25 protein-coding genes are annotated in these 25,304 nt (G+C 73.8%); 16 read left to right on the forward strand and 9 right to left on the reverse strand.

Translation table 11 applies throughout. The features are described 5' to 3' along the window. Window positions 1-149 precede the first annotated feature (149 nt). Genes QDR37_RS05900 through QDR37_RS05910 form a run of 3 tightly spaced genes read left to right on the forward strand, consistent with a single transcriptional unit; the run spans window position 150 to window position 2,499 of the window. The gene (locus QDR37_RS05900; RefSeq protein ID WP_279712678.1) at window positions 150-1,340 is read left to right on the forward strand and encodes an LLM class flavin-dependent oxidoreductase; all 1,191 of its coding nucleotides are present in this window, start codon (window positions 150-152) and stop codon (window positions 1,338-1,340) included. A 2-nt stretch (window positions 1,341-1,342) separates the two neighbouring features. Beyond that, window positions 1,343-1,834 (forward strand): MarR family transcriptional regulator, encoded by a 492-nt coding sequence (locus QDR37_RS05905; protein ID WP_279712679.1) that lies wholly within the window; start codon window positions 1,343-1,345, stop codon window positions 1,832-1,834. Further along, the gene (locus QDR37_RS05910) at window positions 1,831-2,499 is read left to right on the forward strand and encodes a CE1759 family FMN reductase (protein ID WP_279712680.1); all 669 of its coding nucleotides are present in this window, start codon (window positions 1,831-1,833) and stop codon (window positions 2,497-2,499) included. Before QDR37_RS05905 ends, QDR37_RS05910 begins: the two co-directional genes overlap by 4 nt. 7 nt (window positions 2,500-2,506) lie before the next feature. On the opposite strand, the gene denD is transcribed toward QDR37_RS05910, so the two are convergent. Together denD and QDR37_RS05920 are read right to left on the reverse strand one after the other, a co-directional pair. Continuing rightward, on the reverse strand, window positions 2,507-3,493 hold the full coding sequence (denD, locus tag QDR37_RS05915) for a D-erythronate dehydrogenase (protein ID WP_279712681.1): 987 nt from the start codon (window positions 3,491-3,493) through the stop codon (window positions 2,507-2,509). Continuing rightward, complete coding sequence (locus QDR37_RS05920) at window positions 3,490-4,905, reverse strand: four-carbon acid sugar kinase family protein (RefSeq protein WP_279712682.1); 1,416 nt, start codon at window positions 4,903-4,905, stop codon at window positions 3,490-3,492. Before QDR37_RS05920 ends, denD begins: the two co-directional genes overlap by 4 nt. Before the next feature lie 228 nt (window positions 4,906-5,133). On the opposite strand from QDR37_RS05920, the gene QDR37_RS05925 reads away from it, so the two are divergent. Both QDR37_RS05925 and QDR37_RS05930 read left to right on the forward strand, forming a co-directional pair. Then, entirely contained in the window at window positions 5,134-5,895 is a 762-nt protein-coding gene (locus tag QDR37_RS05925) for an SDR family NAD(P)-dependent oxidoreductase (protein ID WP_279712683.1), read from the forward strand. 1 nt (window position 5,896) lies between these two features. Continuing rightward, window positions 5,897-7,690, forward strand: coding sequence for a hypothetical protein (locus QDR37_RS05930; RefSeq protein WP_279712684.1), 1,794 nt, complete (start codon window positions 5,897-5,899; stop codon window positions 7,688-7,690). Between the two features lie 45 nt (window positions 7,691-7,735). Here QDR37_RS05930 and QDR37_RS05935 read toward each other — a convergent pair whose 3' ends face one another. Beyond that, entirely contained in the window at window positions 7,736-8,473 is a 738-nt protein-coding gene (locus QDR37_RS05935; protein ID WP_279712685.1) for an FCD domain-containing protein, read from the reverse strand. Between the two features lie 88 nt (window positions 8,474-8,561). On the opposite strand from QDR37_RS05935, the gene QDR37_RS05940 reads away from it, so the two are divergent. Genes QDR37_RS05940 through QDR37_RS05950 form a run of 3 tightly spaced genes read left to right on the forward strand, consistent with a single transcriptional unit; the run spans window position 8,562 to window position 11,111 of the window. Beyond that, window positions 8,562-9,350 carry a TIM barrel protein gene (locus QDR37_RS05940; RefSeq protein ID WP_279712686.1) on the forward strand — a complete coding sequence of 263 codons (789 nt, stop codon included), beginning with the start codon at window positions 8,562-8,564 and terminating at the stop codon, window positions 9,348-9,350. After that, on the forward strand, window positions 9,347-10,204 hold the full coding sequence (locus tag QDR37_RS05945; protein WP_279712687.1) for a phosphogluconate dehydrogenase C-terminal domain-containing protein: 858 nt from the start codon (window positions 9,347-9,349) through the stop codon (window positions 10,202-10,204). The genes QDR37_RS05940 and QDR37_RS05945 overlap by 4 nt, the downstream gene beginning before the upstream one ends. A 28-nt stretch (window positions 10,205-10,232) precedes the next feature. Beyond that, complete coding sequence (locus QDR37_RS05950) at window positions 10,233-11,111, forward strand: metal-dependent hydrolase (RefSeq protein ID WP_279712688.1); 879 nt, start codon at window positions 10,233-10,235, stop codon at window positions 11,109-11,111. Between the two features lie 3 nt (window positions 11,112-11,114). Here the strand turns inward: QDR37_RS05950 and QDR37_RS05955 are convergent, their stop codons facing one another. After that, on the reverse strand, window positions 11,115-11,630 hold the full coding sequence (locus QDR37_RS05955; protein ID WP_279712689.1) for a hypothetical protein: 516 nt from the start codon (window positions 11,628-11,630) through the stop codon (window positions 11,115-11,117). Window positions 11,631-11,846: 216 nt separating this feature from the next. Further along, window positions 11,847-13,121 carry an LCP family protein gene (locus QDR37_RS05960; protein WP_279712690.1) on the reverse strand — a complete coding sequence of 425 codons (1,275 nt, stop codon included), beginning with the start codon at window positions 13,119-13,121 and terminating at the stop codon, window positions 11,847-11,849. Between the two features lie 212 nt (window positions 13,122-13,333). Between QDR37_RS05960 and QDR37_RS05965 the strand changes: the two genes are divergently transcribed. The 3 genes from QDR37_RS05965 to QDR37_RS05975 all read left to right on the forward strand — a co-directional run bounded on the left by QDR37_RS05965 (window position 13,334) and on the right by QDR37_RS05975 (window position 15,815). Then, window positions 13,334-14,302, forward strand: a complete 969-nt coding sequence (locus QDR37_RS05965; RefSeq protein WP_279712691.1) for an amidase domain-containing protein — start codon at window positions 13,334-13,336, stop codon at window positions 14,300-14,302. Window positions 14,303-14,446: 144 nt separating this feature from the next. After that, window positions 14,447-14,929, forward strand: a complete 483-nt coding sequence (locus QDR37_RS05970; protein WP_279712692.1) for a MarR family transcriptional regulator — start codon at window positions 14,447-14,449, stop codon at window positions 14,927-14,929. Between the two features lie 43 nt (window positions 14,930-14,972). Continuing rightward, on the forward strand, window positions 14,973-15,815 hold the full coding sequence (locus QDR37_RS05975) for an EamA family transporter (RefSeq protein ID WP_279712693.1): 843 nt from the start codon (window positions 14,973-14,975) through the stop codon (window positions 15,813-15,815). A gap of 3 nt (window positions 15,816-15,818) precedes the next feature. Here the strand turns inward: QDR37_RS05975 and QDR37_RS05980 are convergent, their stop codons facing one another. The 4 genes from QDR37_RS05980 to QDR37_RS05995 all read right to left on the reverse strand — a co-directional run bounded on the left by QDR37_RS05980 (window position 15,819) and on the right by QDR37_RS05995 (window position 19,130). Then, window positions 15,819-16,205, reverse strand: a complete 387-nt coding sequence (locus tag QDR37_RS05980) for a hypothetical protein (RefSeq protein WP_279712694.1) — start codon at window positions 16,203-16,205, stop codon at window positions 15,819-15,821. 309 nt (window positions 16,206-16,514) lie between these two features. Beyond that, window positions 16,515-17,714 carry an AI-2E family transporter gene (locus QDR37_RS05985; RefSeq protein WP_279712695.1) on the reverse strand — a complete coding sequence of 400 codons (1,200 nt, stop codon included), beginning with the start codon at window positions 17,712-17,714 and terminating at the stop codon, window positions 16,515-16,517. Window positions 17,715-17,790: 76 nt separating this feature from the next. Next, window positions 17,791-18,459 carry a phosphatase PAP2 family protein gene (locus tag QDR37_RS05990; protein WP_279712696.1) on the reverse strand — a complete coding sequence of 223 codons (669 nt, stop codon included), beginning with the start codon at window positions 18,457-18,459 and terminating at the stop codon, window positions 17,791-17,793. Between the two features lie 101 nt (window positions 18,460-18,560). Further along, window positions 18,561-19,130, reverse strand: a complete 570-nt coding sequence (locus QDR37_RS05995; RefSeq protein ID WP_279712697.1) for a Chromate resistance protein ChrB — start codon at window positions 19,128-19,130, stop codon at window positions 18,561-18,563. A gap of 89 nt (window positions 19,131-19,219) precedes the next feature. Between QDR37_RS05995 and QDR37_RS06000 the strand changes: the two genes are divergently transcribed. From QDR37_RS06000 to QDR37_RS06020, 5 genes are all read left to right on the forward strand, one after another. After that, complete coding sequence (locus tag QDR37_RS06000; RefSeq protein ID WP_279712698.1) at window positions 19,220-19,486, forward strand: hypothetical protein; 267 nt, start codon at window positions 19,220-19,222, stop codon at window positions 19,484-19,486. Continuing rightward, a complete protein-coding gene (locus QDR37_RS06005; RefSeq protein WP_279712699.1) occupies window positions 19,483-20,673 on the forward strand; it encodes an MFS transporter in 1,191 nt (396 codons plus the stop codon). Before QDR37_RS06000 ends, QDR37_RS06005 begins: the two co-directional genes overlap by 4 nt. 167 nt (window positions 20,674-20,840) lie before the next feature. Next, the gene (locus QDR37_RS06010; protein ID WP_279712700.1) at window positions 20,841-21,302 is read left to right on the forward strand and encodes a low affinity iron permease family protein; all 462 of its coding nucleotides are present in this window, start codon (window positions 20,841-20,843) and stop codon (window positions 21,300-21,302) included. Window positions 21,303-21,515: 213 nt separating this feature from the next. Further along, entirely contained in the window at window positions 21,516-23,249 is a 1,734-nt protein-coding gene (locus QDR37_RS06015; RefSeq protein ID WP_279712701.1) for an ABC transporter ATP-binding protein, read from the forward strand. Next, the gene (locus tag QDR37_RS06020) at window positions 23,246-25,216 is read left to right on the forward strand and encodes an ABC transporter ATP-binding protein (RefSeq protein WP_279712702.1); all 1,971 of its coding nucleotides are present in this window, start codon (window positions 23,246-23,248) and stop codon (window positions 25,214-25,216) included. The genes QDR37_RS06015 and QDR37_RS06020 overlap by 4 nt, the downstream gene beginning before the upstream one ends. Window positions 25,217-25,304: the final 88 nt, after the last annotated feature.

The following is a 25,304-nucleotide window of genomic DNA, read 5'->3' on the forward strand; positions in this document are numbered from 1 at the left end:
GAGCAGAACGATCGTCGTATTCCACGATCGTCGAAGCAATGCCCCAGGAGGGGGCACCCGTCGGCGAGCAGGCGGGAAGAAATGACGCCACCCGTGGTTATATGCATCTGCATACAGCGGGCGGTGCCCGCGGAGGGAAGGAAGCAGCCATGCAGTTCGGCGTGTTCTCGGTGAGCGACATCACCCGCGACCCGGTCACCGGCACGACGCCCAGCGAGGCGGAGCGCATCCAGGGCGCCATCGCGATCGCGAAGAAGACGGAGGAGGTCGGCCTCGACGTCTACGCCATCGGCGAGCACCACAACCCGCCGTTCTTCTCCTCCTCCCCCACCACGCTGCTCGCCGCGATCGCCGGCCAGACCGAGCGCATCGTGCTCAGCACCGCGACGACGCTCATCACGACGAACGACCCGGTGCGCCTCGCCGAGGAGTACGCGATGCTCCAGCACGTCTCGAACGGCCGGATGGACCTCATGCTCGGCCGCGGCAACACCGCGCCGGTCTACCCCTGGTTCGGCCAGGACATCCGGCAGGGCCTGCCGCTCGCGCTCGAGCACTACAACCTCCTGCACCGCCTGTGGCGCGAGGACGTCGTCGACTGGGAGGGCCGCTTCCGCACGCCGCTGCAGGGCTTCACCTCGACGCCGCGACCCCTCGACGACGTGCCGCCCTTCGTCTGGCACGGCTCCATCCGCACCCCGGAGATCGCCGAGCAGGCCGCCTACTACGGCGACGGCTTCTTCGCGAACAACATCTTCTGGCCGAAGGAGCACTACATCCGGCTGATCGAGTTCTACCGGCAGCGCTTCGCGCACTACGGCCACGGCACCCCCGAGCAGGCGATCGTCGGCCTCGGCGGCCAGGCGTTCATCGCGAAGCGCTCGCAGGACGCGATCCGTGCGTTCCGGCCCTACTTCGACGAGGCGCCGGTCTACGGCAACGGCCCGCGCATGGAGGACTTCATGGCCGGCACGCCGCTCTCGGTGGGCAGCCCGCAGGAGGTCATCGACAAGACCCTGACCTTCCGCGAGTCGTTCGGCGACTACCAGCGGCAGCTCTTCCTCGTCGATCACGCCGGCCTGCCCCTCGGCACCGTGCTCGACCAGCTGGAGCTGCTGGGCGGCGAGGTCGTGCCGGTGCTGCGGCGCGAGATGGCGAAGAACCGTCCCGAGTCCGTGCCCGACGCCCCGACGCACGCCTCGCTCGTCGCCGCGAAGTACGGCGACGCCGAGCCGCGGCAGCCGCGCCCGCGCCCGAACCGGGGCGACAACGTCACCGGCGCCTCCCCCTACGAGGACAGCGACCCGGCCGTGCAGGCGCGGCTGCCGCTGGTCGGCTGACCATGGCCGACGCCGACGTGCGGCTCGCGAACGAGTCGTGGGAGACGCTCCTCCAGGCGCAGGCCGCGCTGCTGCGCGGCTTCGCCGCCGAGCGGATGTGGGACGAGCTCTCCATCAAGGAGTACGACGTGCTCTACACGTTGAAGAAGGCGGGCTGCGCGAAGCGGCTCTCCGACCTGCACGGCGCGGTCCTGCTGAGCCAGCCCGCGCTGTCCCGGCTCGTCGACCGCCTGGAGTCGCGCGGCCTCGTCCGCCGTGCGCCCGACCCGCAGGACAAGCGCGGCGTGCTCATCGCGCTCACGCCGGAGGGCGCCGAGCTCCAGTCCCGCATCGGCGCCCGTCACGCGCGCAGCGTCGAGCGCCGCATGCGCGCCGCGCTCGCCCCCGACGAGATGCGCACCCTCCAGACCTTCTGCACCCGCCTCGCCGCGGCGCAGCGGGCACTTCTCCCCGAGACACGCGGCACCGCCGCAGAGCAGGAGCTCCCCTCATGAGCACGACCCGGCGCCTGGTGATCGTGAGCGGCGGCACGAGCGATCCGTCGTCCACCCGGATGCTCGCCGACCGGATCGCGCAGCGGGCGGTCATCAGGGCCGCCGAGGCCGGCTTCGACCTCGAGCTCTCCGTCGTCGAGCTGCGGCCCCTCGCCGCCGACCTCGCCTCCGCGCAGGTCACCGGCTTCGCACCGGCGACGGTGCAGGAGGCGATCGACCGCCTGGCGCAGGCCGATGCGGTCGTCGTCGCGACCCCCGTCTACAAGGCCGGCATCAGCGGCCTCGTGAAGTCGTTCGTCGACGTGCTCGACCAGGACCTCCTCATCGCGACGCCGGTCGTGCTCGCGGCGACGGCGGGCACGGCCCGGCACGCGCTCGTCGTCGACGAGCAGCTCCGGTCGCTGTTCGCCTACCTCCGCGCCCTGCCCACGCCGACGAGCGTCTTCGCCGCGAGCGACGACTGGGGCTCGTCGTCCCTCTCCGAGCGCATCGACCGCGCCGCCACCGAGCTCGTCGTGCTGATCGAGGCCGGCGTGCGCGACCGCATGCGCGAGGCCTCGTGGCATCGCTACCAGCACACGTTCGGGGGCGCGGCGAGCGCGCCGGGCTTCGACGCCGTCGACCTCGACAGCGACCTGATGCGGCTCGCCGCCGGCGGCCGCTGAGCTCCCGTCAGCGGGGCTGCTTGCCCGCGTCCTCCATGTAGGCGCGGATGATGTCGTCGAACGACTCCTCGGGCGTGAGCCCGAGCCGGCCGGCGCGGCGGGTGACGACCTTCGGCGGCCAGGTCTCGACGATCGCGGCGATGGCGGGGTCGATCTGCCAGTCGATGAGGTCGCTCGTCCCCGCTCCGGCGACACGGTCGAGGGCGGCCGCCATCTCGCGGGGTGTCGTCGTGAGCGCCGGGAGGTTCATCGCGGTCGTGCTGCCCCAGGTCGCGTCGTCGACCTCGGCCGCCTTCAGGATCGCGTCGAGGGTGCGTCGCGGCGAGGAGAGCGTCGCGGGGGTGTCCGGAGGCACGGGGCACACCGCCCGCAAGCCGTCGAGCGGCTCGCGGATGATGCCCGACAGGAAGCTCGACGCTGCCGCGTTCGGCTTGCCGGGCCGGACCGAGACCGTCTGCAGCCGCACGGAGCGACCCCGCAGGAAGCCCTTCCGGGTGTAGTCCCCGACGAGCAGCTCGCCGATGAGCTTCTGGATGCCGTAGCTGCTCTGCGGCCGCGGCATGGTGTCGTCGTCGACCTCCTCGAGCGGGCCGATGGCGGGATCCGCGCCGAACACCGCGTTCGAGCTCGTGAAGACGAGCACCGGCTTCGTGCCGAGGCGCCGGCAGCGCTCGAGCAGCGCCCGCGTCGCGTCGACGTTCGTCGCCATGCCGAGGTCGAAGTCGGCCTCGGCGGCGCCGCTCACGACACCCGCGAGGTGGAAGACGAGGTCGGCGCCGTCGAGGTCGTCGAGCACGTCGACGACCTGCCCGACGACCGGGCGCACGCGGGGCTCGTCCTTCAGGTCGGCCGGCGGCTCGGCGATGTCGACGAGGAGCAGCTGGTCGACGGGTGCGGGCGCGGCCCCGCCGACACGGACGCCGTCCATGGCGAGCAGGCGCCGGGCGAGCGCCGCTCCGAGGAAGCCGCCGCCTCCGGTGATGACGATCTTCATGACGCCTTCTCCTTCCGTCCTTCTTCGAGCCGGGTGACGACGTCGGCGAGGGCGTCGTCGTCGCCGACGTTGCCTGCGAACACGATGTACGGGATCCCCGAGGCGGGCCCGTCGGCCGCCTGCCAGAGCGAGACGATGCCGGGCAGCAGCGTGCCGCGGGCCCACGCGCGTCCGATGCCGAGAGCCTCCGTCGCGACGTCCGCCGAGGTGATGCCGCCCTTCGCGAGCACGAAGCCGGGCGACCCGTCGCGCACGGTCTCGCGGACCACCTCGACGACCGCCGCGCTCACGCGGCGCGCGATCGCGAGGCTCTCATCGGCGTCGGCACCCGTGATGCGGGTCCGGCTGGTGCCGAGCACGGCGGGCCCGTTCCCGCGGCGCAGCACGGTGAGCAGCGCGTCGCGGGCCGCCTCGACGGCGCCGTCACCGCGGACGACCCCCTCGACGTCGAGCACGACCTCGCTCGCCCCGGTGCGGTCTCGCAGGCGTTCGAGCTGCCGCGTCGTCTGCCCGACGTGCGAGCCCACGACGACGAGGCCTGGAGCGGGGCCCACGAGCTCCGCGAGCCGCTCGGGCGGCAGCGGCGGCGAGGCGTCCTGCCCCGCCAGCGCCCGAACGAACGACGGCCCGACCCGGTAGACGAAGCGGCGGCCCCGCGCCTCGGCGGCGAGGACGCCGAGGACGACCGCACGGAGGTCGTCGTCGGTCAGCGCGTCGGGGATGACGACCGAACCGCCCGGCGCGGTCGCGAGCCGCTCAGCCACCGCGTCGGCGTCGCTCCGCAGCAGGGCGAGCGGGATCGGCACGGTCGCCTCAGCAGGCACGCGGCCACCGCTCTTCTCCGCGACCCAGTCGGCGAGGCGCGAGCTCGTGAAGCCGAAGGTGGCGTCGCGGGCGAACTCGCTGTCACCGACGGCCGTCCAGCCGTCGGCGCCGCGGAGCCGGTGCACGCCGTCGACGGTGACGCGGCCAGCGTCGACGTAGGCGGGCACGAGCAGGACCGCGTCGACGGGACGCCCGCGCTCGGCCGACACGGCCGCGAGCTCGTCGGTCTCGAGCGGGAAGTGCCCGCGCAGCGTCGAGTCGCTCCGGCTCGCGAAGACGACCTCGAAGCCCGCCTCCTCCGCCGCGTCGAAGCACGCCTCCGCGACCTCGCGGTTGCGCCGGCGCGCCGCGTCGCTACCGAGGCTGCGGGAGTTCGTCAGCACGAAGAACGCGGGGGCCGGCTGCGCGAGCGCCCACGCGATGTCGTCCGCGGTCCACCTCGTGAGCACGGGCAGGTCGCGGATCGTCTGGGTGCCGGTCGGGTCGTCGTCGAGCACGACGGTCCGGCGAGCGCCGGGGAGCGCCCGTCGCACGGTCTCGACGGGTACCGGCCGGGCGGAAGGAAGGTCCTGGTCGGGATCCGCCACGGGCTAGACGCGCCCCGGCTCGACGCTCGCTCCGCGTCGGACGCCTGTCCTCGTCATGTGCGCCCGCCTTCCGTACGAAGCCGTCGATGCGCAACCGTTCGTTGCACAGGCGCAACAATAGGGCGTGTTCCTCCGAGGCCCGTGTGTGCGTCGAGCCCGTCGAGCGCCTCTCCTGCGCAACCGGTTGACCGGTTGCTACGCTGACTGCCGGACGCGAGGAGGAGTCGGATGACAGGTCGACTGGCGGGCAGGACGGCGCTCGTGACGGGTGCGGCGACGGGCATCGGCCGGTCGGTCGCCGACCGCTTCGCGCGCGAGGGCGCGCGCGTGGTCTACGCGGACCGTGACGACGAGGGGGCGCGGGCCGCGGCCGGCGCGACCGCGGAGGGCCGAGGGCGGGCGGCCGTGATGGACATCGCGGACGAGTCCTCGGTCGAGCGGGCGTTCGCCGAGCTGGCAGCAGCCGGATGGAGCCCCGACGTCGTCGTCGCGAACGCCGGCGTGCAGCTGTTCGGCCTCGACGCCAAGGCGGCCGACCTCGAGCTCGAGCACTGGCGGCGCACGATCGACGTGAACCTCACGGGCACCTTCCTCACCGTGAAGCACGCGGTGCGCTCCATGCTCCACACCGGAGGCGGCTCGATCATCCTCACGGGCAGCCCGACCGGGCTGAACGGCGAAGGGGCCGACTTCACGGCCTACAGCGCCTCGAAGGCGGGCATCCACGGCCTCGCCCGCACGGTCGCGGCCGCGTATGCCCGCAACGGCATCCGCGTCAACACCGTCGTTCCCGCCTATACCGAGACGGGTCTCGTCACGGCCATCACCGACGACCCCGGGTCGCGCGCCGCGATCATCGGCCGCATCCCGCTCGGCCGCGCGGGACGGCCGGAGGACGTCGAGGGCGCGATGGTGTTCCTCGCGAGCGACGACGGCGCGTTCGCGACCGGGGCGCTGTTCGCGGTCGACGGCGGCATGACGACGATCTGACATGACGCGCGAGCAGGAGCACGCCGCAGCCGAGGCGGCGTGGGGCACCTCGGAGCCCGTGCCCGACGCCTGGCGCTCGGGCCCGTGGTCGCTCGAGCTGCGCGGCGACGAGCTCGCCGACCTCCGCTTCGGCGAGCACCGCGTGCTCCGCGCGGTCCGGGCCGTGGCGCGCGACCGCGACTGGGGCACCGTGCCGGTCGCCGTGCTCGGCACCGAGGTCGGGGACACGTCGCTCGCGCTCGAGCTGCGGATGGCGGGACTCGGCGCCGACCTCGACGGCCGCCTCGTCGTCGAGACCCGTGGCGACGCGCTGCGGATCGCGTTCACGGCGGTCTCCCGCACCGACTTCCTGCGCAACCGCGTCGGGCTCGTCGTCCTCCATCCCCCGGAGGTCGCAGGACGGAACCTGACCGTCGTCGCGCCCGACGGCAGCCGCACCGCGACGCGCTTCCCGGAGCGGATCGCGCCGCACCAGCCCGCGCGCCGCATCGCGGCCCTGGAGTGGGACGACCACGCGGGCCGCGGTGGCCTCGCGGTCGAGGGCGACGTGTTCGAGATGGAGGACCAGCGCAACTGGACCGACGCCTCCTTCAAGACCTACAGCACGCCGCTCGACCTGCCGTTCCCCGCGCTGCTGCCGCGGGGCGCCCGCGTGGAGCAGGCGCTGACCCTCACCTGGCGCCCAGCGAAGGGGGCCGCGGCCGCGGTGCGACGGGAGCGCATCCGGCTCCGCGACGCCGGACGCCCCGTGCCGCAGGTCGGCCTCGGCGCCTCGACCGCGCCGGATCCCGCGCCGCTGCTCGGCCGGCCTCCCGCGGATGCGCTGCTCGTCGAGCTCGACCTCACCACCGCGTCGTGGCGGGCGGCGCTGCGTCGCGCTCTCGTCGAGGCGCGGGGGCTGCCGCTCGACGTGCGGCTCGTGGCGCGCGGACCGACGGACGTCGCGCCGGCCGTCGCCGCCCTCGCCCGGGTCGACCTCGCGCGCCTCGGGGTCTTCGACGCCTCGACGCACGTCACGGAGGCCCCGTTGCTCGAGGCGTTGCGCGCCGCGCTCGGGTCCCGCGGAGTACCGGCCGTCGGCGGCGCGCGGTCGCACTTCGCGGAGCTGAACCGCACGCACGAGCGCCTCCCGCAGGAGCTGGCCGCGGTCACCTGCAGCGTCACGCCCCAGATGCACGCGCGCGAGCGCAGCCAGCTCGTCGAGTCGCTCGCGATGCAACGCCGCGTCGCCCTCGACGCGGTGGCGATCGCGGGCGAGCGGCCGGTGCACGTCGGCCCGATCACGCTCCGGCCACGGTTCAACGCCGTGGCGACGTCCGCGGCGGCCCGGCCCCGCGCCGCGGAGCTCTCCGATGGCTACGGCGCCGAGCTCGAGGACGCCACCGACCCGCGCCAGGCGTCCGCGGCACTCGCCGCCTGGACCGTCGCGAGCGCCGCCGCGTGCGCCGTGCAGGGCGTCGCATCGCTCACCTGGTTCGAGTGGTGGGGGCCGCGGGGCGTCGTCACCGCCGCGGGCGAGCCGCTGCCGGTGCTCGAGGCCGTCGAGGCCCTCGCGGCGATCTCGGACCGGCCGATGCTCGAGGACGACGACCCGGGCCGCGACGACCTCTGGGCCCTCGGAGCGCTGGACGGCGACCGCTGGACGGCGCTCGTCGCGAACCTCGCGCCGCGCGAGCAACGGCTGCCGCTCGAGTGGCCGGACGCCACCGCCCAGGACGTCGTCCTCGCCCCCTTCGCCTGGGTGCGTCTGACGCGTCCGCGCGGCATGCCGGGGGGCCGCCGAGCGGCGGGATGAGACCGGACGCGTCCCCGCATCCGGGAATCCCTCGCAGGTCGCGGGTCAGGACGCGGCGGCTGCCGCGAGGCGCGCCGAGGCCGTCGCCATGTGCGCGGCCATCGCGGCCGCCGCGGCATCGGGATCGCGGGCGACGAGCGCACGATGCACCGCGGCGTGCTCCTCGATGGCTGCGACGACCTCAGCCGCGTCCTGCACGGCGCGGTCCGCCCACACCCGCAGCAGCGACCGCACCACCTGCAGCAGGTCGAGCAGCAGCGCGTTGCCGACGTCGTCGGCGAGCTCGTGATGGAACGCGAGGTCGGCTTTCACGAACGCATTCAGGTCGCCGGCGGCGTCGCGCATCCGCTCGACGTGGCGGCCGAGGCTCGCGAGCTGGCGCTCGTCGAGGCGCTCCGCGGCCAGCCGGGCGACGAAGATCTCGAGCCCGCTGCGCAGCTCGAGCAGGTCGGCGGTGCTCCGCTCGCCGAGCAGCAGGCCCCAGCGGAGCGTCTGCGGCAGCAGCTCGCTCGCGCTGCCCCGCAGGTAGGTGCCCGAACCGGGGCGCACGTCGACCACGCCGAGGATCTCGAGCGCGGCGAGCGCCTCGCGCACCGCCGAGCGTCCCACCTCGAGCGTCGCGGCCAGCTGCCGCTCCGGCGGCAGGCGCGTACCAGGGGTGATGCGGCCGCTCGTGAACAGGTCGAGCAGGCGCGTGGCGACGACCGTGACCGCCGAGCCCGCCGGCAGCGCGTCGAGCGACGCGGCGATCTCCGCGGAGCGATCGTCGCGGTACGCGGGCACGCCTCGATGCTACTCAGGACGGTGGCGAGGCACCGAACACCGGTCAACCGGTTTGACGCTTCCGGGCCCGCTGCGCATACTGGGAGGCGTGATCGGGCTCGGCAGCTACGCCTTCTTCTGGCGCCAGTCCGACCGCGTGCCCGCGCCGATGGGGCTGGTCGATGTGCTCACCGAGACCCGCGACCTCGGCGCCCGGCTGTTCCAGATCTGCGACTGGGCGCCGCTCGAGGCGATGACCGAGCGCGAGCTGCGCGACGCGGCCGCAGCCGCCCGTGACCTCGAGGTCGCGATCGAGCTCGGCACGAGGGGCGTGGCGCCCGAGCACCTCGCCCGCTTCCTCCGGCTCGCCGACCTCTTCGACGCCCGCCTGGTCCGCACGATGATCACCGGGGCTCCGCCGTCGGTGCCCGAGGCCGGGCTGCTGCTCCGCGCCGCGCTCCCCGACTACGAGGCCGCGGGCGTCGCGCTCGTGCTCGAGACCTACGAGCAGGTCGCCACCGCAGACCTCGTCGGGCTGGTCGAGGCGATCGGCTCCTCCGCGCTGGGCATCTGCCTCGACCCGGCGAACACCGTCGCCCGGCTCGAGCACCCGCAGGACGTGATCGAGCGGTGCGCGGCCGTCACCCGCAGCGTGCACGTGAAGGACTTCGCCTTCGCCCGGCAGCCCGGCTGGGTCGGCTTCGTCTACTCCGGCGCTGCGCTCGGCACGGGGCTGCACGACTACGCCGCCCTCCGCGCGGTCGTGCGTCCGGCCGAGCGCGGCATCAACGAGATCGTCGAGCACTGGCTGCCCTGGCAGGGCGACCCAGCCACCACCACCGCGACCGAGGCCGAATGGACCCGTGTCGCCCTCGAGCACCTGAGGAGCACCCCGTGAGCACCGAGAGCATCACCGTCGCCGTCATCGGAGCCGGCGGCAAGATGGGCATGCGCGTCTCCGACAACCTCGCGAGGACATCCCACACCGTCCTCTACAGCGAGAACTCGCCTGCCGGGCAGGAGCGCGTCCGCGACGCCGGCCGCCAGCTCACCGACAGCCCCGAGGCGGTCGCCGAGGCCGACATCGTGGTGCTCGCCGTCCCGGACCTCGCGCTCGGTCCCGTCACGGCCGACCTCGTGCCGCGGATGAAGTCGGGCTCGATCGTGCTCACGCTCGACCCCGCGGCCGCGTACGCGGGCCTGCTCACGACCCGTGATGACGTCGTGCAGGCCGTGGCGCACCCCTGCCACCCGTCGATCTTCCTCGAGCGCACCACGAAGGAGCAGTGGGCCGACACCTTCGGCGGCATCGCCGCCCCGCAGGACGCGATCGCCGCGATCGAGTCCGACGACCCTGCGAAGAAGGCGATCGTCGAGGCGACGGTCCGCGCGATCTACGCCCCCGTCATCGACGTGCACTGGGTCACGGTCAAGCAGCTCGCGCAGCTCGAGCCGACGCTCGTGGAGACGATCGCGTGCATGATCGGCGCCCTGCTGAACGACGCGCTGCACGAGGCCGTGCACACGATGGGCGTGCCCGAGGCGGCCGCCCGCTCGATCCTCTACGGCCACACGCAGGTCGCGCTCGCGAACGGCCTCCGCGGCGACAACCCCTTCAGCGACGCGTGCCTCATCGCCATGGAGTACGGCCGCCGCAGCATCGTGCGCGACGACTGGAAGAAGGTCTTCCAGGACGACGAGCTCGACAGGAACCTGGCGGCGATGCTGCGCCTCGAGCGCATCGAGCGGTGACCGGGCGGGGCCCGGCTAGCGTGCTGCGGTGACCCTGCCCCCGGCCGACACGGTCGTCCTGTTCCCCGACGGCACGACGAGCGCCGACGCCGTCGTGCTGCACACCGAGCCTCGCAGCGACGGCCGGCTGGCGGTGCTGCTCGACCGCACGCCCGTCCACCCCGTCGACCCGGGCTGGCCGGACCAGGGAGCCGACCGCGCCACGGTCACCGCGAACGGCACGGCCGCGCCCCTCGATGACGCCGTCGTGGGGGCGACCGACGGCACCGCGCTCTACGTCGGCGAGGACGTGCCCGTGCGCCGCGGCACCGAGGGCTGGGCCTTCGTCGTCGTGCACCTCCTCGCCGGCGACGCGCCGCTCGCCGAGGGGGACGCGGTGCGCGTGCAGGTCGACGAGCGGCTCCGACGGTCGCTCTCCGCCGGGCACACGGCGTGCCACCTCGCCTCGCTCGCCCTCGACGCCGCGCTCGCGGAGTCGTGGACGAAGCCGGTCGACGCCGATCCGCTCGGCGCCCCCGCCTTCGACCGACTCGCGATCGAGCGGTCGACGATCCTGCCGGGCGGCGCCGAGGACGCCTACCGGGTCGGCAAGTCGCTGCGCCGCAGGGGCTTCGACCCCGCCGCACTCGGCGACACCGACACGATCGCGGCCGCTGCCGACGCCCTGCTCGCGGCGTGGCTCGGCACGGGAGCGGGGGTGCGCATCGAGCGGACCGCGGACGGCCTCGGCGATCTCCGCGAGTGGGTCTGCGACCTTCCCGAGGGCACCGCGCGCCTCGCGTGCGGCGGCACCCACCTCGCCTCGCTCGGCGAGCTCGAGGCCGTGACCGTGCGGCTCGAGACCGCGGTCGTGCCGGGCGCGACGACGCTCACGATGACGACGACCGCGCGCCTGCGCGACGCCTGACGCTCAGCGCACCTTCCGCGCCACGCGCTCGACGAGCGACGCCCGGCGACGGCGAGCGGCAGCCATCCGGGGCGCGAGCACGAGCACCAGCCCGACGACGGTCCAGACGACGAGGTTCGCGGGCGGCGGCGACCAGCGCCGACCGCGGAGGCGGGCGACCACGCCGGCGGAGCCGGACACCGGCGGCGCGGGCAGGGCGGGCGTCCCGGCGGGCTGCTCGACCGCCGAGCCGCCCGGCACGGGCGGCGGCACGACTGGCGCAGGCCGCGGCTCGCCGAGCAGCAGTCCGCCCGGGTCGCGTCCCGACTCGCGCACGGCGAGCGGGTAGGCGGCCTCGTCGAGGGTCGGGAACGGCCCGTAGATGCGAGCGGCCTCGTCCTGCACCGAGTAGCCGTCCTGACGCAGCGTGATGACGCCGTAGACGCGCTCCGCGCCCACCCCGCCGTCGCCGACGACCTCCCAGGAGTGACCGTCGGGACGCTCGGCGAGCGCCCATCGGACGCCGTGGACCACCGGCATGGCGCCTCCTCGGGCTCGCAGGGTCGCTCGTTGTTACCGCACGGACCTGCACGAACGCAACGATCCTGCACGCGCAGCGGCGCCCGTGCGGCCGTTCACCGGTCCGCCTCCGGGGCTGGGGCGCCCGCCGGCCCGAGGGCCCCTACGCCGGCTACCCGCCCGGCCGCGGTGCGATCGCCACGCCGCACGGCCGCCCGGATCGGGGGCGCTCCGCGGTCACCGCCGACCGAGGTCGTTGCCCACCGAGCACGTCTGCTCGCCGGCGGTCTGGCCGGTGACGGTGTCGGGCAGGTCCACTCCGTCGCCCGAGGACGACGGCGAGGACGACGGCGACGGCGACGGGCTCGAGGAGGCGCTTGCCGACGGGCTCGGCGAGGGCGAGCCCGTGCTCGGCATCTGCCCCTGCACGACGGAGCCGCTGCCCTCGGTCGCGCCCTTCTGCTTCGCCGCGAGGCGGAGGGTCTTGTCGCCCTTCACGGCGTCGATGAGGACCTTGTCGGGCTCCGTGTTCGGCTCGAGGCCGCTGCCGTCGAGCGTCAGCTTCGTCGGGTACTGCACGAGCACGAACTTCGACAGCGAGATCGGCGCGAGCGCCTCGGCGATCGAGACCATCGTGTCGACGTTCGCGAGGGTCGTCGACAGCGTCATGCTGTCGGCCGCCGCAGTGGCGAGCCCGTACAGCTTGGTCACATCGGTGAGGGTCGACGTGCTCTTCATCTTGCGCACGAGCGCGGAGAGGAACACCTGCTGCGAGCTGATGCGGGTGACGTCGCTGCCGTCGCCCACGCCGTGCCGGGTGCGGAGGAACTTGAGCGCGGTCGTGCCCTGCAGCACGTGCACGCCCTTCGTCAGGTGCAGGTCGGTGTAGTCGTCGTTGATCGGGCTCGCCACGCACACCGGCACACCGCCGACCGCGTTCGACATCTCGACGACGCCGTCGAAGCTGATGAGCCCCACGTAGGGGATCTGCATGCCGGTGAGCCTCTGGATGGTGTCGCGGGTGCAGCCGACGCCGCCGTACTCGAGCGTCGTGTTGATCTTCACGGAGGTCTCGGGCGGCAGGAGGCGACCGTTCGACGGGTCGCGGCAGGCGGGCACGTCGACGTAGAGGTCGCGCGGGAAGCTGATGGCCTCGGCCTTCGTGTGGTCCTGGCTGATGTGCAGCAGGATGTTCACGTCGTTGAGGGTGCTGCCCGGGTTCTCGCCGTAATGCCCCTTCTGGCCGTTGCGGCTGTCGCTGCCGACGAGCAGCAGGTTCACGGTGCCCGAGTGCGCACCGATGCTCGGCACGGCGCCGCTGCCGCCGAGATCGACCTTGTTCGCATCGATCTGGGCGGCGACCCGGCCGTAGGCGACGGCCGCGATGCTCACGCCCGAGACGAGCAGCACCGCGAGGGCGAGCCCGAGCGCCTTCAGCACGAACGACGCGAGGCCGGGCGTCGGCAGTCGGCCGTGGCGCGCGAGGGGGCGGAATCGCTGCGGTCCCGCCATGCCTGCCTCTGTTCGGCGCTCGAATGACCCTCTTCCGATCCCGAATCCGAATTCCGTGACACGAAAGGGGGGACGTCGAATTCGGAATCCCCCTGCAGAATCGAATAGGGGGAAGGCCCGGTTCCGGGATTCTATCGGCGTGCGCGCCGATCCCGGTGCCGATACGCACTGCGGAACCCCGTACTTCATGCCATCTCACAGATCGACGTACCGTGCCGCAGCTGAAACTCCTCGTCCCGACCGCGGCGACCGCCGCGCTGCTCGTCCTCGGCCTCGCCGCGCCCGCCGCGGCCGACACGCCCGCACCCGGGCCCCTGCCGACGCCGACCGGCAGCCCGACCGCTCCGCCGACGCCGGCCCCGACCCCGACCGGCACCCCGACCGCTCCGCCCACGCCGGCACCGGTCCCCGAGCCCTCCGCCACGGCGCTCAGCCACTACGGCGGCCACAGCGCCGGCTCCCGCACCCTGACGATCTCGGGCTCCGGGTTCTCGGACCTCGCCGCCGTGCTCGTGGACGGCGTCGCCGCTCCGGACCTCGTGGTGACGAGCGACACGACGGCGACCTTCACGATGAGCACCGCCCCCGAATACCAGGGCGCCGTGCTGCCGATATCGCTGCTGTCGGACGACGGGACCACCGTTCCGACGACGATCACCTACACCTACAAGGTGGTCGACGGGCTCGACAAGCAGATGCAGTACGCGTTCGCGCACTGGAACCTCTTCGCGAGCCCCCGATTCGGCTATTACGTCGATAACGACTGCGCGAACTTCGCGAGCCAGACGCTGCTCGCACGCGGCTGGACGCCGTCGCCCGCCTGGTGGAACAGCGGCAGCACGAAGGCCGGCACGCCCATCGCGAGCGCGAGCTGGGTCAACACGGTCGCCCTTCGGGGATGGCTCGGCTCCCGCCCGGACCTCGCGCGGCACCTGTACTGGTGGCAGCGCGGCGGGGCGAGCGTCGGCGACGTGATCCTGTTCGACTGGGACACCACGAAGAAGGGCCACACCTGGGGGCACACCGCGGTGGTGTCGAAGATCGTGACGCTGCCCGACGGCTCGACCGACATCCAGTACGTGGCGCACACGAACAACCAGCGCTACGGCGGCAGCGTCGGCTGGCTGCTGCAGCACCTCTACCCGCACATGAAGGTGGAGCTCTGGCACCTGCAGAAGTAGCCTGAGCGGCTCTCGCCCACCCGAGGACCAGTCGCCGGTCCAAGGGCGCCGTTGTACCCTGGCATCTGTTGCGAGCGCGCAACGGCATCCGCCGTCGGCTCCGATCCTGCCGGAGGCGCGCGCGATCAGGAGCCGGAGGACGCCGTGACGGTGGCGACGTTCAACACCGAGGGGCCGCTCGCCGAGACCGACGCCGTGCTGTTCGCCTCGCGCGCGATGCTCGCCCTCATCGGCCGCACGCTCGCACCCGCACTCGAGCAGGTGACGCTCGCGCAGTTCCGCGTGCTGGTGCTGCTCATCGGCACGGGGCCGCAGGGCTTCGGGGCGCTCGCCGCCATGCTCGAGAGCAACCCCTCGACCTTCAGCCGCACCGTCGCCCGGCTCGAGCACCTCGGCTGGGTGTCACGGACGCCGAGCCCGGAGAGCCGCCGCGAGGTCGTCGTGAGCGCCACCGAGAAGGCCGAGCGACTCGTCGACGAGGTGACCACGGGCCGCCGGCGTGAGATCGCGGCGATCCTCGACCGCATCCCCGAGTCGCGCCGGCGCGAGGTGGCCGACGCGTTCGAGGTCTTCGCCGAGGCGGCCGGCGAGCCCGCGATGCTCGACCTGCTCCGCATCGGCGCCTGACCTCGGCGACCGAGGTCGGTCGGACCTGATTCGATCGTTCCCCGTGGCGGTCCTCCTCTCCCTCGTCGGTGCGGTGGTGTTCGGCGTCGCCGACTTCCTCGGCGGCTTCGCGACGAAGCGGTCGCCCCTGCACGCGGTGATCGTGCTCGGGCAGCTCGCCGGCCTGCTCGTGCTCGCCCCCGCCGCGCTGCTCGTGCTGACCCGGTTCGACTGGGGCTCGGCGCTCTGGGGCGCCGCGGCGGGCATCGCGGGCGGCGTCGGTCTGCTCGCCTTCTACCGGTGCCTCGCGACCGGCACGATGAGCGTCGTCGCCCCCGTCACCGCCGTCACGGCGGCCGCCGTGCCCGTGCTCGCCGGCCTCGCGCTCGGCGAGCGCCCGTCGGGCGTCACCGTCGTCGGCGTGCTGCTCGCGGTGATCGCCGTCGTGCTCGTGAGTGCCGAGGGCGGACGGCTCCCTCGCTGGTCGACCCTGCGGCACGACCGCGGCGTGATCGGGGCGCTGCTCTCCGGCGCCGCGTTCGGGCTCTTCTTCGTGCTGCTGTCGCGCTCCGCGGCCGGAAGCGGCATCGTGCCGGTCGCGGCGGCCCGCGTCACGTCCATCTCGCTCGTCGTGGGGCTGGCGCTGCTGCTGCGGCGCTCGCTCCGGCCGTCCCGGCCGGGGCTCCCGATCATCCTCGCGTCCGGCGTCGCCGACATGACCGCGAACGTGCTCTTCCTCGTCGCGACACGTCAGGGCCTGCTCGTCGTGACGAGCGTGCTCACCGCGCTCTATCCGGCGAGCACGGTGCTGCTCGCGCAGCTCGTGCTGCACGAACGGCTCGGTCGCCTGAAGGCGGGCGGCCTCGCCGTCGCCGCGGCGGCCGTCACCTGCATCGCAGTGGGCTGAGTCTCAGTCGACCTGCGCGAGGAACCTGGGCAGCAGCGCCGCGAAGACCGCGACGGCGATCGCGACGGCGACGAGACCGACGCCGAACGGAAGGCTGCCGAGGGCGGTCTCCGTCACGCCGGCGGCCGCCGCGGCGGCGGCGGCGAGACCGAGCAGCACCCGCCCGGCGAGCAGCGTGCGCGTCGAGCGGCGCAGCGCCACGAGCCAGCCGGCGCCGAACAGCACGACCGCCACCCCGAGCGTCGCGAGCACGGCCGACCGCCACCCCTGCCCGGCGTGCTGCGGAGCGAGTGCCCCGGTCACCGCTGCCACGGCGCCGACGAGGACGACGCCGCGGGCACGGGTCGCCGCCCAGGCGCGGGGCTCGCGGCTGAACAGTCCATCTCTCACGCGCGCAGCATGCCACCGCACCGGCGTGGACCGGCGGAGGCGGAGACCCGCCACGCCGAGCAGGAGAGCGGCCGGGGGGCCGGGCGGTCGGTTGCGGGGAGGTCGACCGCCCGGCGGATCGCGCACGGAGGGTGAGCCGTGCCCGTGCGTCGGGAGGTCGCAACGCACGAAGGATCGTCGAGCCTGCTCCGGGCGGATGGTCCCGGTTCCGCGGTCGGGTACCGCGTGCCATCAGACTAGCGCCGGTGCGGACAGAACGACCTGTCTGTCCGCACATCCGCACCGCCCCAGTCCGGGGGGCGGGCTCGGTCAGGCCGTGGTGGTGACGTCGCCCGGGCGCGGGTCGTCGTCGCGGCGCGGTGACGGGTCGCCCTGCGTCTCGGCCGGTTCGGTCGGGGGCTGCGGCCGCTCCTTCCACTGGCCGCCAGCGATGTAGCGGATCGCCGAGTTGCCCGCCGCCGCGATCGGCACGGCGAACACCGCGCCGATGATGCCGGCGAGCAGCGAGCCGAGCGCGACCGCGATCACGACGGCGACGGGGTGCAGCCGCACGGCGCCGCCGAGCAGGATCGGGTGCAGCACGTGGCTCTCGAGCTGGTTCACGGCGATGACGCCGATGAGCATGAGCAGCGCGTTGATCGGATCGTTGTAGACGAGCGCGACCACCACCGCGAGCGCGCCGGTCGTGACGGCGCCGACGATCGGGATGAACGCGCCGAGGAACACGAGCACGGCGAGCGGCACCGCGAAGGGCACGTGGAGCAGCGCCGCGACGACGCCGATGAGGACCGCGTCGATCACCGCGACGACCACCTGCACCTGCACGTCGCGCCCGATCGAGATCCAGGCGGCTCGGCCCGCGCCGTCGATCGCGGGGCGCGCGCGGCGCGGTGCGAGCCGGACGCACCAGCGCCAGATGCCGGCGCCGTCGATGAGGAAGAAGAGCGTGATGAAGAGGGTGAGCAGCAGGCCGATGAGGAAATGGAGCACGAAGTCGGCGCCCGTGAGCGCCGTCGCGGCGATCTTCCCCGAGTTCGCCTTCAGCGTGGTCTGCGCCGAGGCGATGGCGTTGTCGACGGCGGACTGCGAGATGTGCAGCGGGCTGTTCGCGAGGAACGTGAGGAAGGTGCGGTACTGCTGCAGCAGCCTGCCCTGGAAGTTCCCGACACCGCTCTGCACCGTGAGCACGACGAGCGTGATGAGCGCCGCGATGGCGATCAGCAGCCCGAGGAACGCGACGAGCACCGCGACCCACCTGGGCACGTGCCGCCGGAGGAGGAACGTCTTCACGGGGGTGAGCAGGCCGGAGAGCAGCACGGCGACCGCGACCGGGATGACCACCTCGGCGAGTCGCCCGAAGAGGTAGAGGATGCCGGCGCCGACGACCGCGGTGGCGATCACCCGCCACGACCAGGCGCCCGCGAGGCGGATCCCGAATGGAACGGCCTCGCCCACGTCGCGCCGCTCCCCTCGGGGCGGGGCGATCGGCTTCTCGCGCTCGAGCGTCATGCGGACACCCTCTCCCGCGCCCCGTCGCCCTGTCTGGCCGTCTGCTGGGCGTTGCTCGAGCGACGCCCGGAGCGGCTCAGTACGCGGGCAGCGGCTCGGGCGCCCGGAGCAGGGGGATCCGCCGCACGGGACGCAGATCGGTGGCGGCCCAGACGAGCAGCGCGGCGGCGGCGACGACGAGCCAGCTGCCGAGGACGTCGGTCGGGTAGTGGTCGCCGAGGTAGACGCGGCTGGCACCGACGCCGACCGCGAACAGCACGGCGAGCCCGACGACCGCGGCGCGGAGCCGCAGGCCGAGCCCGACGGTGGCGAACAGGGCGATCACCACGACGAGGCACGCGGTGGTGTCGTGGCCGCTCGGGAAGCTGCCCGACGGGTCGGGGCGCACGAGGGCGAGGAAGGCCGGGGGCCGCGGCCGGGCGACGACGTGCTTCACGACGAGGGCGAGCGTCCATGCCGCTCCGGCCATGAGCACGAGGCGCACCGCGTCGAAGCGCCGGCGGCGCACGAGCAGCAGCAGGGCGGCCGCGCCGAGCAGCCCGAGCCCCACGACCTCGCTCGCCGCGGCCGTGAGCGCCTCGAAGAGCCCGCTGGCGAGGCCGAACCGGTGCGCGCGCACCGCGAGATCGAGGTGCAGGTCGTAGCTCGTGACCCGGGTCGTGCGGGCGAGGATGCCGAGCGCGAGCAGGGCGAGCAGCAGGATCAGGCCGGTGAGGGCCTTGACCCGGGTGGCGAGGAGCGTCATGCGGCCTTCCGGTCGGGAGGGGAGGGTCGGGGACGGATGCTCGCCGCGGCGCGCTGAGGAGTCGCGAAGACGTGCCCACTCGGGGCGTGTCACGCCCGGCATCAGTCGGGCTCGTCGCCGAGCGACGCCCCGCCGCGCATCGCCGCGTACACCTGCTCGGCGTACTGCTCCAGCACCTCCTCGCACGCCTTGAGACGCTGCTCCGCCCGCGCCGCCTCCGGCAGCTCGAGCACGTCGCGCCGCTTCAGGTCGCGGTACCAGCGGCGGAGCCGGTCGAGGCTCTGCTCCTCCTCCTCGAGCTCGCCGAAGGTGAACTTGGCCCTGCCGGTCTCCTTCGCGATCTCCTGCTCGAACTTCACGCCGTCGCGCTCGAACTCCGTCCACTCGTCGACGCGCGCGGCGACGAAGGCGCTGCGGAGCGCCGCCTCCGCCGACTCGCCTCGGGGTGCGACGTCGAGCACGGCGAAGGTGCCGTCGCCGCGGCGGCACAGCTCCTCCGCTCGGGCGAGGCCACCGCGGAACGCGGGGCTGTCGGGCAGCACCCAGGCGCCCGCGACGACGGGCACGGCGCCGATCTTGCGCAGCTCGCGCCAGACGGCCACGCGGTGCCGGGCGGCGGCGCCGGGCATCTGCACCAGGGCGAGCACCCAGCGGATCTCCGAGTCCTTCACGAGAGCGAACACTACTTCGACACAGTCGCGCTGCAATCCGTGATGTAATCGCTGCTACAACCCCATCCGTTCGGAAGGAAACCACGATCATGAAGCGACGGATCCTCGTCTGGGTGCTGAGCGGCCTCGCCGCGCGCGTGCTCCGCCGGCGCGGCACTCGCCCGGCCGACCGCCCCGCGGCCCGTCCGTTCGGCGATCCCTTCGTCTTCGGCGGCCGGCGCACCGCGACCGAGGTGCGCGACGCCGCGGAGCAGGTCGCCGCCCGCGTGTGGCCGCTGCTCGACACCCCCGCCAACCGCGCCCGCGGACAGCGGTTCGTGCAGCACATGCGCGAGACCACCGCCCGGCGCGCGTGACGACGGCGGCGGGCTCCAGGGCCCGGACCGCGCCCCTCCTCCTCGCCGGCTTCACGACGGCGTTCGGCGCGAACGGCGTCGCCGCGGTGCTCGGCGGGGCCGTGCACGAGGATCTCGGCGCGGCGCTGCTGGGGCTCGGCGTCGCCCTCGCCGTGTACGACCTCGCCGAGGTGCTGCTGAAGCCGGTCTTCGGACGGCTGACGGACCGCGTCGGCCCGAAGCCGGTGATCGTCGGGGGCCTGCTCGCCTTCGCTGCGGTGTCGCTGCTCGGGGCGGTGCTCGCGGTTCCCGCCACGGTGGTCGCCGTGCGCTTCGGCCAGGGGGCCGCGGCGTCGGCCTTCTCCCCCGCGTCGTCCGCGGCGGTCGCCCGGCTGAGCGGCGGGAAGCGGCTCGGCGGTGCCTTCGGGCGCTACGGCTCCTGGAAGAGCCTCGGATACGCGCTCGGCCCGCTGCTCGGCGGCGTGCTCGCGTCGCTCGGCGGGTCACCGCTGCTGCTCGGTGCGCTCGCGCTGGTGGCCGCGGTCGCCGCCGCCTGGGTGGCCCTCGCGCTCCCCGCGCTGCCGCCGCTCCCCCGCGGCCGGCGCTCCACGGTCGCCGATCTGCTGCGCCGGCGCACCTCCCCCTCCTTCGTCCGGCCGGTGGCCCTGCTCGCGGCGGGCGCCGGCTCGACCGCGACGGCGGCGGGGTTCCTGCCCGCGGTCGCGAGGGGACTCGGCCTGCCGCTGCCGGCGGCGACCGCGGCCGTCACCGTGCTCGCGATCGCCTCCGCCGTGATGCAGCCGATCGCCGGCCGCGCCGCCGACGCGGGGCGGCTGCCGTACCGCGCCGGTGCCACGGGAGGGGCGCTGCTCGCCGCCGCGGGCTTCGCCTCGGTCGCGCTGCTGCCGTCCGTCCTCACCGTGCTCGTCGCCGCGCTCGCGATCGGCGCCGGCGTCGGCCTGCTCACGCCGCTCGGCTTCGCGGCGCTCGCCGCGGCGACCCCCGCGGAGCGGCTCGGCAGCACGATGGGCGACGCGGAGATCGGGCGCGAGCTCGGCGACGCGGGAGCCCCGACGCTCGTGGGGCTGCTCGCCGCGCCGCTCGGCGTGCCCGTCGGCCTCGGCGCGCTCGCACTGCTGCTCGCCGTGGCGGGCCTCGTCGGGCTGCCAGCACGCGCCGGGGAATACACGGAGCCGCCCGCGGCTTGATCCCTCCGACCGGTCCGGTTCGAACCCCCGGGCCTCATATCTCGCCGCTTCGAGCGGCCGTTCGCCGAGAGGCGGTCGCCGGGCCGGTCGAACATCGTCGAGCGCCTCCGCCTCTCGAGGCGGGGGCGCTCGGTCGTTGCGGCACCGCCCGCCGTACGCTCTCGCCCGTGGACGAGCCGGACGACGACACCCCGCGCTGGCGCCGTGGGCTGTTCCGCGAGCGCCGGCCGCCGGCGCGGTCGCGATCGAGCCTCGTGCTGCACCGGCTCGGCGCGGCGAGCGCACACGCGACGAGCGGCATCGTCGTGACGGCCGTGGTGCTCGTGTGGATCCTCGTGGGTCTCGCGGTGGGCTTCTCCGCCTGGTGGGAGAACGTGCTGTACGTGGCCAGCTCGACGGTGACGCTCGTGATGCTCTTCGCGATCCAGCACACGCAGTCCCGGCAGCAGTCGGCGCTGCAGCTGAAGCTCGACGAGGTGCTCCGCTCGCTGCCCGAGGCCCAGGGCCGGCTCATCGCGGTCGAGGAGGCGCCCGACCAGGAGCTGCAGGGGCTCACGGAGCGCAGCCGTGACGAGCGCACCGACGCGCTCGTCACGGACAGCCCCCAGGACCCGGAGCGCCGCGGGTAGGGGCTGCGACGCCGGCCGCGCGCAGGTTCCGCTTCCTGCGCCCCCCGGCCGGCGCTGGTACGGAGCCCGTGTCCGGGTGGCGCGCGTTCTGCGGAGCGCGAACACGATGGGGATCGCGGCCGGGTGGCCGTCGCCGCTCTTGCCCGCTGCGATGCGCCTCCCTACCGTGAGCGGGGCGTCCGGCACGGCTCGCGGGCGCCGGAAGGAGAGCGCGTGCTCGGCCGCATCCTCAGGCGTTTCCTCGCCCCCTACCGCCTGCTGCTGCTCGGGGTGATCCTGTTCCAGGCCGCGCAGACGATCGCCTCGCTGATCCTGCCGAGCCTCAACGCGCAGATCATCGACGACGGCGTCGCGAAGGGCGACACCGGCACGATCCTGCGTCTCGGCGCGGTCATGCTCGTCATCACGGTGGTGCAGATCGCCTGCTCGATCGTCGCCGTCTACTTCGGCGCGAGGACCGCGATGGCCTTCGGCCGCGACGTGCGGCTCGCCGTGTTCACCCGCGTCGGCGCGTTCTCCGAGCGCGAGCTGTCGCGGTTCGGCGCGCCGTCGCTCATCACCCGCACGACGAACGACGTGCAGCAGGTGCAGATGCTCGTGCTGATGACCTGCACGATGCTCATCGCGACCCCGATCATGAGCATCGGCGGCGTGATCTTCGCGCTGCAGCAGGACGTGCAGCTGTCGTGGATCCTCGTCGTGGCGGTCCCCGCGCTGCTCGTCTCCGTCTTCCTCATCGTGTCGCGGATGGTGCCGCAGTTCCGGCTCATGCAGGTGCGCATCGACGCCGTGAACCGCGTGCTGCGGGAGCAGCTCACCGGCATCCGCGTGGTGCGCGCGTTCGTGCGGGAGCGGCACGAGACGGAGCGGTTCGCCGAGGCGAACCTCGCCCTCACCGACACGGCGGTGCGCGCGGGGCGCTGGTTCGCCGCGATGTTCCCGATCGTGCTCCTGATCCTCAACGTGTCGAGCGTCGCGGTGCTCTGGTTCGGCGCGTTCCGCATCGACGACGGGTCGCTCAAGGTCGGCGCGCTCACCGCCTTCCTCACCTACCTCGTGCAGATCCTGATGGCGGTGATGATGGCGACGTTCCTCGCCGCGATCCTCCCCCGCGCGTCCGTGTCCGCCGACCGCATCGGCGAGGTGCTGGAGGCCGAGTCGAGCGTCGCCCCGCCGCTGCGCCCGGTCGCCGCGGCGGCGCGGCGCGGCGTCGTCGAGCTGCGGCACGCCACCTTCGCCTACCCCGGCGCCGAGTCCCCGGTGCTCACGGACCTCTCCTTCACCGCGGAGCCGGGTCGCACGACGGCGATCATCGGCAGCACCGGCGCCGGCAAGACGACCCTCGTGAACCTGCTGCCCCGCCTCTTCGACGTGACGGACGGCGCCGTGCTGATCGACGGCGTGGACGTGCGCGACCTCGACCCCGACGACCTCTGGTCGCGCATCGGCCTCGTGCCGCAGCGGGCGTACCTCTTCACCGGCACGATCGCCTCGAACCTCCGCTACGGCGACCCGGACGCGACCGACGAGCAGCTCTGGGCAGCGCTCACGACCGCGCAGGCCGCGGACTTCGTGAGCGCGATGCCCGCCGGACTCGAGTCCGAGATCGCGCAGGGCGGCACCAACGTCTCCGGCGGGCAGCGGCAGCGGCTCGCGATCGCCCGCGCGCTCGTGAAGCGCCCCGAGATCTACGTCTTCGACGACTCGTTCTCGGCGCTCGACACCGCGACCGACGCGCGGCTGCGCGCCGCGCTCGGGCGGGACGTCGCCGGCGCCACCGTGATCGTGGTCGCGCAGCGCGTCTCCACGATCGTCGAGGCGGACCGGATCCTCGTGCTCGAGCACGGGGTCGTCGTCGCCTCGGGCACGCACGCCGAGCTGCTCGAGTCGTCGCCCGAGTACGCCGAGATCGTCTCGAGCCAGCTCTCGATGGAGGAGGCCCGATGAGCGCGTCGGCGCCGGCCCGCCCCGCGGGTCCCCCCGCCCGCCGACCGGGCCCCGGCGGGGGCGGCGGTCCCTTCGGGGGCATGGGCATGCCCGTCGAGAAGGCGATGCGGTTCGGGCCCTCGGCGAAGCGCCTCCTCGGCCGGCTCCGTCCGGAGCGCTCCTCCGTCGCGCTCGTGCTGCTGCTCGGCGTCTCGAGCGTGGTGCTCGCCGTGATCGGGCCGAAGCTCCTCGGGCAGGCGACGAACCTGATCTTCGCCGGCATCCTCGGCAAGCGGCTGCCCCCCGGCCCGACGAAAGCGCAGGTGATCCAGCAGCTCGACGCGACCGGTCGGCACAGCTTCGCCGACCTGCTGCGACCGCTCCCCCTCGTCCCGGGGCAGGGCATCGACTTCGGCGCCCTCGGCGCGCTGCTGCTGCTGGTGCTCGCGCTCTACGTCGCCTCGTCGGTGCTCTCGTACCTGCAGGGCTTCGTGCTGAACGCGGTCACGCAGCGCACGGTGTACCGGCTGCGGGAGGACGTCGAGGCGAAGATCCACCGCCTGCCGCTCACCTACTTCGACCGCATGCCCCGCGGCGAGCTGCTCTCCCGGGTCACGAACGACATCGACAACATCAGCCAGAGCCTGCAGCAGACCCTCTCGCAGGCCGTGAACTCGGTGCTCACCGTGCTCGGCGTGATCGTGATGATGGTGATCATCTCGCCCCTGCTCGCGCTGATCGCCCTCGTCACGGTCCCGCTCACCATCGTCGTGACGACGCGGATCGCGAAGCGCTCGCAGCCCCTCTTCGTCGCGCAGTGGGCGCACACCGGGGCGCTGAACGCGCAGATCGAGGAGGGCTACACCGGGCACGCGCTCGTCAAGGTGTTCGGCCGCCACCGCGAGGTCGAGGCGCGCTTCCGCACGGAGAACGAGGCGCTGTTCACGGCGAGCTTCGGCGCCCAGTTCGTCTCGGGCCTGATCATGCCCGCGACGATGTTCATCGGGAACCTCGTCTACGTGGCCATCGCGGTCGCCGGCGGGCTGATGGTCGCGAACGGCTCGCTCGCCCTGGGCGACGTGCAGGCCTTCATCCAGTACTCGCGGCAGTACACCCAGCCGCTCAGCCAGCTCGGCTCGATGGCCAACCTGCTGCAGTCGGGGGTCGCGAGCGCGGAGCGCGTCTTCGATCTGCTCGACGCGGAGGAGCAGAGCCCGGATCCGGAGGACGCGGCGATGCCGCAGGAGACAGCGGGCCGGCTCGCCCTCCAGCACGTCGCGTTCTCCTACGACCCGGAGAAGCCCCTGATCCGCGACCTCTCCCTCACCGCGGAGCCGGGGTCGACGGTCGCGATCGTCGGGCCGACGGGCGCCGGCAAGACGACCCTCGTGAACCTGCTCGAGCGGTTCTACGAGCTCGACGGCGGCCGGATCACGCTCGACGGCGAGGACATCGTGCGGATGACGCGCGCCGGCCTGCGCTCGCGGATGGGCATGGTGCTGCAGGACACGTGGCTGTTCGCCGGCACGATCCGCGAGAACATCGCGTACGGCCGGCCGGACGCGACCGAGGAGGAGATCGTCTCCGCGGCGCGGGCGGCCTACGTCGACCGCTTCGTGCACGCCCTGCCCGACGGCTACGACACCCTGCTCGACGACGAGGGCGGCAACGTCTCGGCCGGCGAGAAGCAGCTCATCACGATCGCCCGCGCCTTCCTCGCCCGGCCGAACGTGCTGATCCTCGACGAGGCGACGAGCTCGGTCGACACCCGCACCGAGCTGCTCGTCCAGCGAGCGATGGCGATGCTGCGGCGCGACCGCACCAGCTTCGTCATCGCGCACCGGCTGTCGACGATCCGCGACGCCGACCTCATCCTCGTGATGGAGTCGGGCGCGATCGTCGAGCAGGGCACGCACGACGAGCTCGTCGCGCGGGGCGGCGCGTACGCGCGGCTGGTCGAGGCGCAGTTCGCCGGGATGAGCGAGTAGCGCGTTGGGTCGACCCTCTTCGACCTCGCCGGCCGCACCGCCCTCGTCACCGGTTCGTCGCAGGGCATCGACCTCGCGCTCGCCACGG

This window comes from Amnibacterium sp. CER49, from assembly GCF_029846255.1.
Classification (GTDB): domain Bacteria; phylum Actinomycetota; class Actinomycetes; order Actinomycetales; family Microbacteriaceae; genus Amnibacterium.